The 10,609-nt window shown below is 31.1% G+C and carries 10 protein-coding genes; all 10 read right to left on the reverse strand.

Features of this window, described 5'->3' with window-relative positions:
* Positions 1-162: 162 nt before the first annotated feature.
* The 10 genes from CLCHR_RS22645 to aroF (CLCHR_RS22690) all read right to left on the reverse strand — a co-directional run bounded on the left by CLCHR_RS22645 (position 163) and on the right by aroF (CLCHR_RS22690) (position 10,244).
* Complete coding sequence (locus tag CLCHR_RS22645; protein ID WP_079442170.1) at positions 163-996, reverse strand: prephenate dehydrogenase; 834 nt, start codon at positions 994-996, stop codon at positions 163-165.
* Between the two features lie 24 nt (positions 997-1,020).
* Positions 1,021-2,034 (reverse strand): 3-deoxy-7-phosphoheptulonate synthase, encoded by a 1,014-nt coding sequence (aroF, locus tag CLCHR_RS22650; RefSeq protein WP_079442171.1) that lies wholly within the window; start codon positions 2,032-2,034, stop codon positions 1,021-1,023.
* A 216-nt stretch (positions 2,035-2,250) separates the two neighbouring features.
* Positions 2,251-2,691 carry a type II 3-dehydroquinate dehydratase gene (gene aroQ / locus CLCHR_RS22655; protein WP_079442172.1) on the reverse strand — a complete coding sequence of 147 codons (441 nt, stop codon included), beginning with the start codon at positions 2,689-2,691 and terminating at the stop codon, positions 2,251-2,253.
* 127 nt (positions 2,692-2,818) lie between these two features.
* A complete protein-coding gene (locus tag CLCHR_RS22660) occupies positions 2,819-3,328 on the reverse strand; it encodes a shikimate kinase (protein ID WP_079442173.1) in 510 nt (169 codons plus the stop codon).
* Positions 3,329-3,337: 9 nt separating this feature from the next.
* Positions 3,338-4,150: a shikimate dehydrogenase gene (gene aroE / locus CLCHR_RS22665; protein WP_079442174.1), complete on the reverse strand. Its 813-nt coding sequence runs from the start codon at positions 4,148-4,150 to the stop codon at positions 3,338-3,340.
* Between the two features lie 190 nt (positions 4,151-4,340).
* On the reverse strand, positions 4,341-5,483 hold the full coding sequence (gene pheA, locus CLCHR_RS22670) for a prephenate dehydratase (RefSeq protein ID WP_079442175.1): 1,143 nt from the start codon (positions 5,481-5,483) through the stop codon (positions 4,341-4,343).
* A 128-nt stretch (positions 5,484-5,611) separates the two neighbouring features.
* Complete coding sequence (aroC, locus tag CLCHR_RS22675) at positions 5,612-6,685, reverse strand: chorismate synthase (RefSeq protein ID WP_079442176.1); 1,074 nt, start codon at positions 6,683-6,685, stop codon at positions 5,612-5,614.
* On the reverse strand, positions 6,663-7,970 hold the full coding sequence (gene aroA, locus CLCHR_RS22680) for a 3-phosphoshikimate 1-carboxyvinyltransferase (RefSeq protein ID WP_079442177.1): 1,308 nt from the start codon (positions 7,968-7,970) through the stop codon (positions 6,663-6,665). The genes aroC and aroA overlap by 23 nt, the downstream gene beginning before the upstream one ends.
* A 90-nt stretch (positions 7,971-8,060) precedes the next feature.
* On the reverse strand, positions 8,061-9,113 hold the full coding sequence (gene aroB / locus CLCHR_RS22685) for a 3-dehydroquinate synthase (protein ID WP_079442178.1): 1,053 nt from the start codon (positions 9,111-9,113) through the stop codon (positions 8,061-8,063).
* 117 nt (positions 9,114-9,230) lie between these two features.
* On the reverse strand, positions 9,231-10,244 hold the full coding sequence (gene aroF, locus CLCHR_RS22690; RefSeq protein WP_079442179.1) for a 3-deoxy-7-phosphoheptulonate synthase: 1,014 nt from the start codon (positions 10,242-10,244) through the stop codon (positions 9,231-9,233).
* Between the last annotated feature and the right edge of the window lie 365 nt (positions 10,245-10,609).

Genomic DNA, 10,609 nt, shown 5'->3' on the forward strand with positions numbered 1-10,609 from the left:
TAATTAATCAACGATATGTTATATCCTTTACTTTTTAAAATAATATTTTTTAAAACTAAGAAGTATTATTTACCACATCACATTTTTGTAATTTATTTATAAACGCAAAAATAAGCGAGGCATTTGTTATAATCTCTTATAACAAATGCCTCGTTTTTTTACCTATAATTTTTCACGCCTTTTAGTAGACTTTATAAAGATTTCTTTCAACGCATCTTTATCATCATTTTCTATAGCATATTTTATCTTATCAAGTTCAATTTCAAATTTTTCTATGCTTGCAAGCAAATTTTCTTTATTTCCCAGGAAAAGTTCACTCCAAAGATCTTCATTTATATTAGCTATTCTTGTTAAATCTCTGTAACTATCACCAATGAAACTTCCGGTTTCTCTTCCTTCCACATCACTGTTAACTAATGCTACAGCTAAGGAATGCGGAAGCTGGCTTGTATATCCAATCATTTCATCATGATATTCAGGAGTTATTCTCTTAACTCTTTTAAATCCAATCTTGTAAACTAAATCCTCTATCATTTTTAAGTTTTCTTCCTTATTTCTGGCTACTGGTGTTAGAATATAATTTGCACCTTTAAAAACAGAGCTGCTAGCAAAATCTATTCCCTTCTTTTCTCTTCCTGCCATTGGATGCCCAAAAACAAAATCTATATTTTCAGGTAATATATTTACTATATCCTCAATAAACATCTTTTTAATTCCAGTCGCATCTGTTATTACTGCACCATCTTTGAAATTATCCTTATTATCTATTATGAATTGTTTAACTAGTCTTGGATATAAAGATATAATTATGAAATCTGCACTTTTAATTATTTCTTGTCCATTTGTGCATCCATCTTTTATTAATCCAAGTTTCTTAGCCTTCACTAAAGATTCTTCGTTAATATCTATACCATAAACATCATTATACCCTGCTTCTTTCAAAGCCATAGTAAATGATCCTCCAATTACTCCAAGACCTACAACTACTATTCTCATATTTATAGCTCCCTTATTTTAAGATTAAATTTCTTTATCTTCTATTTTGGCTACAGCTTTAACTTTGCTCATTAACACATCAAATTGGTCTGGAGTAAGTGATTGTTGTCCGTCACTTAATGCATTTTCAGGATCATTATGAACTTCTATCATAAGTCCATCAGCACCTGACATAATTGCTGCTTTAGCCATTGGTTCTACCAAGTAAGCATAACCTCCTGCATGACTTGGATCAACAATTATAGGTAAATGTGATAATCTCTTAATTACTGGAACCGCTTGTAAGTCTAATGTATTTCTTGTAATTGTTTCGAAAGTTCTTACTCCTCTTTCGCAAAGAATTACATTCTCATTCCCACCTGCCATAATGTATTCCGCTGACATAAGCCATTCCTCTATAGTTGCAGATAAACCTCTCTTTAATAAAATTGGAGTTTTAGTCCTACCAATTTGTTTTAATAAATCAAAGTTTTGCATATTTCTAGCACCGATTTGAATCATATCTACTTCTTCAACAAAAGCATCTAAATAATCTGTAGACATAAGCTCTGTTACTATTGGAAGCCCTGTTTCTTGTTTTGCCGCCTTTAGAAGTTTTAATCCTTCAAGTTCTAATCCTTGGAAACTATAAGGTGATGTTCTTGGCTTAAATGCTCCCCCTCTTAAGAAGTTAGCTCCAGCTGCTTTTACTCTCTTAGCAACTTCAATAATTTGTTCTTCACTTTCTACTGAACATGGTCCAGCCATTATTCCAAGTCTTCCACCACCAACTACTGATCCCTCAACATTAACTACTGTATCTTCTGGTTTGAATATTCTATTAGCTTTTTTAAAAGGTTCTTGAACCTTCATAACTCTATCTACACCTTTAAGTACTTGCAATTTTTTAGGGTCCAATATAGAAGTATCTCCTACTGCACCTACTATGTAGTATGTGTCTCCTTTAGAAAGATGAGTTTCTAATCCTTTTGCCTCAACTACCGCCTTTACTTTTCTTACATCTTCTTCACTTGCTTTTGGGTTCATAATAATTATCATTTTAATTTCCTCCTGTACTACTACTTTATTTTTTTCTTTTTACTACTGTACTTCTGTCCTACATATAGATAACTCGAATCTACGATTTAGTACAAATAACTATACAGTGAATCGAATTTTCTATTTTAGATAAACAATTTATAGACTAAATTGTACTTTTGAAATATATTACCACAAAAGTATATTTTAATTTTGTTTATCTATATATAATATAAACTATTCCGACATCTTTTTCAATTCTAATGCCTTCATAGCTAATACATAACCATGTTCTCCAAAACCACACATTTGCCCTATACATGCTGGTGCAGTCACGGATTTTGCTCTAAATTCTTCTCTTGCATGTACATTTGATAAATGTACTTCAACTGTATCTATATTAATTCCTTTTATCGCATCGTGAATTGCATAACTATAATGAGTATAGGCTCCAGGATTTATAATTATTCCATCATAATTCTCGAAATACGCCTTTTGAAGTTCATCAATTATTTCACCTTCACAATTGCTTTGAAATAGAGTTATCTCATGACACCTTTTTTTCCCCTCTTCTTTAATATATTCACATATATCTCCAAAAGATTTTGTGCCATATATGCCTTTTTCCCTTACACCAACCATATTTAGGTTTGGTCCATTAATAACCATAATCTTCATCAATAATCACTCCTTTCAACCTTCGCATGTATATAATTACTATATTAAATATAGTATACAGTTAACCTTGTAGGTTAAAATTTTATTATCATATACTTAGCTTTACTATAAATTTTTCATTTCTTTATTAATCTATATTCAAATTAGCTATGATAACTTTTTTTACTATGTTAATTGTATTCTTTATTTCTTTATCGTTTTTAATTATTTCATCTGCGGATGTTCTATATAATTCATAACGTTCTTCATATAATCTAACTAGCTTATCCCTGCCATCTTTAAGCAAAGGTCTTTTCGAAATATCAATATCTCCTAAAAGATCTTCTAATGGTCTATCAATAAAAATAATAAACGATTCTTCTTTTAATACATCTATATTTTCTTTTCTTTTTACTACTCCACCGCCAGAAGAAATTATAATGTTACTCTCCTCTGCTAATTTCTTACATGCTAAAGATTCAAAATTTCTAAAATTCTCTTCTCCGACTTCAAAAAGTTCAGGTATGGTTTTAGATGTCATGTCCTCAATATACTTATCCATATCAACAAATTTAATATTTAATTCCTTGCTTATCAATCTACCAATTGTGCTTTTACCGCATCCAGGCATTCCAATGAACACTACTTTATTTTTCATACATGCCCCCTACTTAAATTCATCTTCAAACATTGAATATAAACTTTGAGTCACTTCTCTATCTAATATATGTCCTTGCCATATTTCTTCTGCCTTTATAGCTTGCCCTACTAGCATTTCAATACCACCACATACTTTTTTATTTAGAATCTTTCCTATCTTTAAAAACTTTGTTTCCTTGGGATTATAAATTATATCAACTAACGCTTCAAAATTTCTTATTATCCCTTCATCAACAGGTGTTTCATCCATATGTGGATACATACCAAGCGGAGTCGTATTAATTAAAACATCTCCATTTATGTCTGCTATTTCTTCATAAGTTTTGCATTCTATTCTTTCATCTTCATATCCAGAATTACCTTTGATTTTTCTTGAAACCAAATAAATCTTTTTAATACCTCGATCTAAAAGATAGGTAATAACAGCTTTAGCCGCTCCACCATTTCCGAGAACCATGGCAATCTTATCTCTTATAACAATATCATTATTATTTAAAATAGTTCCAAAGCCATAGTAATCTGTATTGTGCCCATATAACTTATTATCTTTTAAATAAATAGTATTTACTGCCCCTATTTTTTGGGCTTCGTCTGATATAAAATCTAAATATTCCATTACATCTTGCTTATAGGGAATAGTTACATTAACTCCTTTTATTCTAAGAAGTTTTATTGATTCTATAAGTTTACCTAAATTTTCTTTTTCAACTTCAAAGAGCTTATACGCTCCTTCTATTTCTAAAGCTTTGAAAAGCGTATTATGAATTTTAGGTGAAAGACTATGTGATAATTTCTCTCCTATTAATCCGTAAAATTCCAAATTAATGCCCCCTTTTTACTCTTATCTCAATTTCTATAAGGTTAAAAGTTACTAGTTTTAATTGCCAATTTCTTAACTGCACTTCGTGCCCTTTTTATATGTGCGCACTTTATTCTAAGGCAAACTGTTCTTAATTGTGCTTCGCACTTTTTCTAAGGTGAGATGATCTCAGTTGTGCTTCGCACTCTTATTAATGTGTGTACTTTCTGTATCCACCAATAAGTTTAAAGTATGCACTGCTTTGTTCAATTAAATTTAATGCTTTTTTAACTTGTTCATCTTCTAGATTCCCCTCAAAATCTACGTATAAGAAATACTTCCAAGCTCCTTTTTCCATAGGTCTCGATTCTATTTTCATCATGTTTATATTATTTTCTGCAAAATGTCTTAATAATTTATACAAAGTACCTGCCTTATGTTCAAGAGAAAATACAACACTTACTTTATCGCAATCTTCGTTTAATTCTAATTCTTTTGATATAACTATAAATCTTGTAGAATTTTCACTTCTATTATTTATATTTTCTTTTATTATACTTAAATTATATATATCAGCTGCTCTTTTACTTGCAATAGCTACCTTTGACATATCTTGCAAATCGCTAACAAGTTTAACGCTGTCTGCAGTGCTATGAAACGGAATCCTTTTCCAATAGTTATATCCCTTCAAGAAATCAGTACTTTGTTCAAATCCCTGTGGATGTGAATATACTTCCTTAACATTATCTAATTTTGTTCCTTGAATTCCAATTAAATTTTGGTCTATCTTAATACATTCTTCTCCAACTATATAGAACCCATACTTATATAAAAGGTCGTAAACCTGTGAAATAGCACCTGTTGAGGAATTCTCTATTGGTAAAACTCCATAATCAATTTCTCCATTTTTCACTGCTAAGAATACATCTTCAAATTCATCATATGCCTTAGCATCATCTTTTTTTCCAAAATGCTTAATCATTGCTTCTTCAGAAAACGATCCTGCAACACCATAAAATCCAACTTTGATATTGCTTTTCTCATTCCCTGATTCTGATCTGCATTCAGTTTTAGTTCTTGCATCTTCCACTAATTTTTTATCTTCAAAATCCTTGGCAATATTCATAATATTAATAAAAAAGTCTTTTAATCCTTCAGCATAATCTTTATTATTAAGATACTCTATATTCTTTGCAATAACTTCATCTTCCCTAGCTTTATTAAAAACAGGTAAATTATTTTGTTTTTTATATTCTCCGACCTTAATAACTACATCCATTCTTTCTTCAAAAAGCCTGGTTATCTCTTTATCTATTTCATCAATCTTCTTTCTATAATCATCTATTTCCGCCATTTTAACTCTCCTTACTCAACTAGTTCAAATTCACTCTTTGCTTTTTAATATAAATTTCATAATTACTAACACAACATTTATAATGAAGGTTCCAAGTGTCCACACTTAGCATTGTGAATTATTTGCTGTTAAAGTACTAAATCAAGTATTCCAATCGCTGTTACAGCTTCAATTACTGGAACAGCTCTTTGCACTATGCAAGGATCATGACGTCCTTCAATAACAAGATCTGATTCTTTCTTTTCTACAATGTCTATTGTTCTTTGAGTCTTTGATATTGATGGTGTAGGCTTTATTCCAACCTTAAATAGTATTGGCATTCCATTAGTTATTCCACCTGTAATCCCACCATTATTATTGGTATATGTCTTAACATTTTCTCCATCATAATAGTATTCATCATTACAATCAGAACCTCTAAGTCTGCTCATATCAAAGCCTTTTCCAAATTCTATTCCCTTAACTGCTGGGACAGAAAACATCAGATGAGCTAGAGTTGATTCAACTGAATCAAAAAACGGATTACCGATTCCCGGATTTATTCCAAGAACAGTGCATTCAATAGTTCCACCTACAGAATCTTGTTCCTTTTTTGCTTTCAGAATTGTATTTCTCATTTCTTCTTCTTTTTCTGAAATTAAAAGTGGTAATTCCTTTGTTTTTAATTCCGCTAAAAGTTCTTTGCTTAATTCTACATCGTAAAAACTCTTATCTTGAATATTTTCAATACTCTTAACATGAGCGCCTATATTAATTCCTTTACTTTCTAATACTTGCTTACATACAGCTCCTGCAAATACCAATGGTGCAGTAATTCTTCCTGAGAACGAGCCACCACCTCTATAATCATTAAATCCATTATACCTAACAAAACCTGGATAATCCGCATGACCCGGCCTCATTAAATCTTTAAGCTTTCCATAATCCTTAGAGCGCATATCTGCATTTCTAATTACTGCACAAAGAGGAGTACCTGTAGTCTTTCCTTCAAAAAATCCACTTAAAATTTCTGGAGCATCTGCTTCTTTTCTCGCTGTTGATAAATTACTTTTTCCTGGCGCACGTCTTGCCATTTCTTTCATGACTTCTTCAAGATCAATCTCAACTCCTGAGGGAAGTCCATCAATTGTAATACCTATCCCAACTCCATGAGATTCACCAAAAATAGAAACTTTTAATTTATTTCCCCACATTCCACTCATCAAATACACCTCCTACATTCTTAAAATCATTCCAAAACTCTGGATAAGATTTTGAAACACACTCATAATCTTTAAGTACTATTGGTTCGCTGCACATAGTTGATGCTATAGCTATAGTCATTGCTATTCTATGATCCTTATGACTCCAAACTTCGACGTTGCCTTTAAGTTCCTTTACTCCTTCAATTATCAACCCGTCTTCTTTTTCTGTAATCTTAGCGCCTAATTTATTAAGTTCAGAAGTTACTGCCGCTAATCTATCACATTCTTTAATTCTAAGTCTTCCTGCATTTATTATTTCTGTAGTACCTTGACTTAATGCAGCAACCAAAGATACTACAGGGATTATATCTGGACATTGAGAACCATCAATTACAGTTGCTTTTAGACCGTCACTGACATTTCCAATTAAACCATCATTTTTACTATTTAATTTTAATCCCATTCTCTCTAATATATCAATTACTTCTTTATCGCCTTGAAGAGAATCTAATTTTAAATCATTAAGAACAACATCATTTGAAAGTGCATCAGCACAGAAGAAGAACGCTGCTTGTGAGTAGTCTCCCTCAACTCTGTAATCTATACTCTTATAAATTTGATTTCCCTTTATTATAAATTCTTCATAATTATTGTTTATAATTTCTACACCAAAATCTTTAATAGCACTTAAAGTTAAATCAATGTATCCTTTTGATTCCATTTCTGTAGTAATTATAATCTTGGAATCTCCATCTAAAAGAGGAAGCGTAAATAATAATCCTGTTATAAACTGTGAGCTAATATTCCCTTCCATCTTGAATTCTCCAGCTTTTAATTTCCCTTCAGTCTTTAAATCTAGTATTCCCTCTTTATAAGAATATTTAATTCCTTGTTCGTCAAAAATTTTATAATAAGTGTCCAGTGGTCTCTTTCCTAAATTTCCTCTTCCAACAAATCTGTTAACGCCTTCAAATAACGCCGCTATAGGTACTAAAAATCTAAGAGTTGATCCTGATTCATTACAATCTATAGTTCTTTCATCTTTAACTGAAATAGCTTCAATATTTTCTGGGCTGTTAATTCCATAAACCTCAAGATAATCTTCCTTTTTTGTTATTTTAGCCCCCAATGATGACATTGCTTCAATTGTAGCAATAATATCATCAGAATAATCTATATTAGTAACCTTGCTAATACCATCTCCAAGAGCTGCACAAATTACTGCTCTATGTGCCATACTTTTAGATGGTGGTATCTTAACTTCTCCACTTAATTTTCTAGGATAAATTTTCAAGTTCCCCATGATTTTACCTCACTTTTCTTTATTCATTGCTTAACATATACTAATAAATAACACATCAGCATTCCAGTCTATTTTCTTTCATATCCGTCATTAACTAAAAAATTCTACATTAGTCTTTTCTAAGTATGATTCTCCAATGCCTTTTAGTAATACAACCTTCAGAACATTATCAATATTTTTCTTATCTAAAGCTATAGTATCTAAAATTTCTGAGCTTTCTTCTATTTCAACTTCATAAGGAAGATTATATTGCATCAATATATCTTTTATCTCTTCACTTACGCCTTGATCAGTTAAACCTTTATTTTCTGCAATCTTACTTATTTCATACATTCCTATAGCTACTGCTTCCCCGTGTGTAAACTTTTTAAAGTTATAGTATGTTTCTATGGCATGGCCTAACGTATGTCCAAAGTTTAACAACATTCTTTCTCCAGTATCTTTCTCATCATTTTCCACAACACATTTTTTTATAAAGCAACATCTGTGGATAATATTTTCTATATTGTGCATAACCTCTTCTTTGTTTTTCATGGTTTTTAAGAAATAAAAGAATTCCTTATCCTTTATGCATCCATACTTAATAACTTCAGCCATTCCATCTCTGAAAAATCTTTCACTTAAAGTTTCAAGTACCTTTGGATCTATTAAAACTAATTTAGGATGATAAAAACTTCCTACTAAATTTTTACCTCTTTCTAAATCTACTGCAACCTTTCCACCAACGCTGCTATCAACTTGAGCAAGTAATGAAGTCGGCATTTGAACGAAATCAACACCTCTTAAGAACGTTGATGCAACAAAACCTCCAAGATCTCCAATTACTCCTCCCCCTAAAGTTATAATTAAGTCACTTCTTGTAATTTTAAAATCTAATAGTTCATTATATATTGAAGGAAGGGTACTAAACGCTTTAGTTTCTTCGCCTGGTTCTAATTCCATTAGCTTAACATCATATCCTGAGTTAATTAAACATGATTTTATCCTATCTCCATAATGGGAACCTACATTTTTATCAGTTAATATAAATATCTTTTTACCTTTAAAGATTTTTTTAATTTCCAGATTCACTTCGTCAATTAATCCTTTTTTAATTACGATCGGATAACTTCTTTCACCAAGTTCAACAACTAAATCTTCCATTTATCAACACTCCTCTTTTCATTAAACAGTTAGCATCATGACTAAGACTACGTTATAACTCTTTTTATTTTATATAAGAAATGATTGTCAGTGCTAACTGCCCTTTATTAAATAAATTTATATTTCTCTTCCAACAGCGGCTGCAATAACTCTTAATTCTTCCATAAGTTTTGCGAACTTACTTGGTTTAATTGATTGTGGTCCATCGCATAATGCATTTGCTGGATCATTATGAACTTCAATAATAAGTCCGTCTGCTCCAACTGCAACTGCAGCCTTTGCTAATGGTTCAACCATCCAGTACTTCCCAGCAGAATGACTTGGATCAATAACTATGGGTAAGTGACTTAATTTCTTAACAGCAGGCACTGCACTTAAGTCTAAGGTATTTCTTGTGTAATTTTCAAAGGTTCTTATTCCTCTTTCACAAAGAATTACATTTTCATTTCCTCCAGCCATAATGTATTCTGCTGACATTAACCATTCCTCTATAGTCGCTGATAAACCTCTCTTTAATAATATTGGTTTATTTGTTTTCCCAAGTTCCTTAAGTAAATCAAAGTTCTGCATATTTCTAGCACCAACTTGAATTACATCTACATTTTCAACAAATGTTTCTATATCATAAGGAGACATAAGCTCTGTAACTATTGGTAATCCTGTATTTTCTCTTGCCTTCTTTAAAAGTTCTAACCCTTCATATTTCATTCCTTGGAACGCATATGGTGAAGTTCTTGGCTTAAATGCACCGCCTCTTAAAAAGTTTGCCCCGATTTTTTTAACTTCTTTAGCTATTTCAGTGATTTGCTCTTCACTTTCAACCGAACACGGTCCTGCAATCATTGCTATTTTCTTTCCGCCGATTTTGGCCCCATTAATATCTACTATTGTGTCTTCTGGATGAAACATTCTATTTGCCTTCTTGAAAGGTTCCTGTACCTTCATAACTCGTTCAACTATTCTGTTGGCTTCAATAACCGAAGGATCTATTGTACTTGTATCTCCAACTAATCCTAAGATATTTACATCTGATCCAACCACTAAACTTACTGAAACGCCCTTTGCTTCAATTTGCCTTGTTAATATTTCAATTTCTTCCTGTTTAGCTTTTTGCTTTAATATTACCACCATTTTATATTGCCCCCTTGCATATATTTGATTATTTGCGTAAAAAAATGGAACTCATGTATAATGAGTTCCATAAAATATCTATAATTATTTACCTAAGCCTAAAAAAATTTATATGAATATTAAACACTCATTAAAAAGGAATTATTCAGTTTTCTGCAAAATAAATAGCCAGCGCTAAAATAAAAGCCCCAGAATGTAAAATAAAAAAAGCTATAAAATTTTTGCATAACTGATTTTACAATATCCTTTTCCATGATTTTCTCCATTTCTAAATTAATAATTATTTTTTACGAATATTAATATAAAATTCTCTTTTAAAATTTATCTTTTAATCATTATAGCAAACTATATTTAATTGTCAATAC

Origin of the sequence: Clostridium chromiireducens, from assembly GCF_002029255.1 — a bacterium.
Classification (GTDB): Bacteria; Bacillota; Clostridia; order Clostridiales; family Clostridiaceae; genus Clostridium; species Clostridium chromiireducens.

What these genes read in the sequence shown, in the direction of transcription:
- aroF (WP_079442171.1), bottom strand. Translation starts at nt 2,034, where the DNA reads ATGATAATTATTATGAACCCAAAAGCAAGTGAAGAAGATGTAAGAAAA.
- aroF (WP_079442179.1), bottom strand. Translation starts at nt 10,244, where the DNA reads ATGGTGGTAATATTAAAGCAAAAAGCTAAACAGGAAGAAATTGAAATA.
- aroA (WP_079442177.1), bottom strand. Translation starts at nt 7,970, where the DNA reads ATGGGGAACTTGAAAATTTATCCTAGAAAATTAAGTGGAGAAGTTAAG.
- aroB (WP_079442178.1), bottom strand. Translation starts at nt 9,113, where the DNA reads ATGGAAGATTTAGTTGTTGAACTTGGTGAAAGAAGTTATCCGATCGTA.
- CLCHR_RS22660 (WP_079442173.1), bottom strand. Translation starts at nt 3,328, where the DNA reads ATGAAAAATAAAGTAGTGTTCATTGGAATGCCTGGATGCGGTAAAAGC.
- CLCHR_RS22645 (WP_079442170.1), bottom strand. Translation starts at nt 996, where the DNA reads ATGAGAATAGTAGTTGTAGGTCTTGGAGTAATTGGAGGATCATTTACT.
- aroQ (WP_079442172.1), bottom strand. Translation starts at nt 2,691, where the DNA reads ATGAAGATTATGGTTATTAATGGACCAAACCTAAATATGGTTGGTGTA.
- pheA (WP_079442175.1), bottom strand. Translation starts at nt 5,483, where the DNA reads ATGGCGGAAATAGATGATTATAGAAAGAAGATTGATGAAATAGATAAA.
- aroC (WP_079442176.1), bottom strand. Translation starts at nt 6,685, where the DNA reads ATGAGTGGAATGTGGGGAAATAAATTAAAAGTTTCTATTTTTGGTGAA.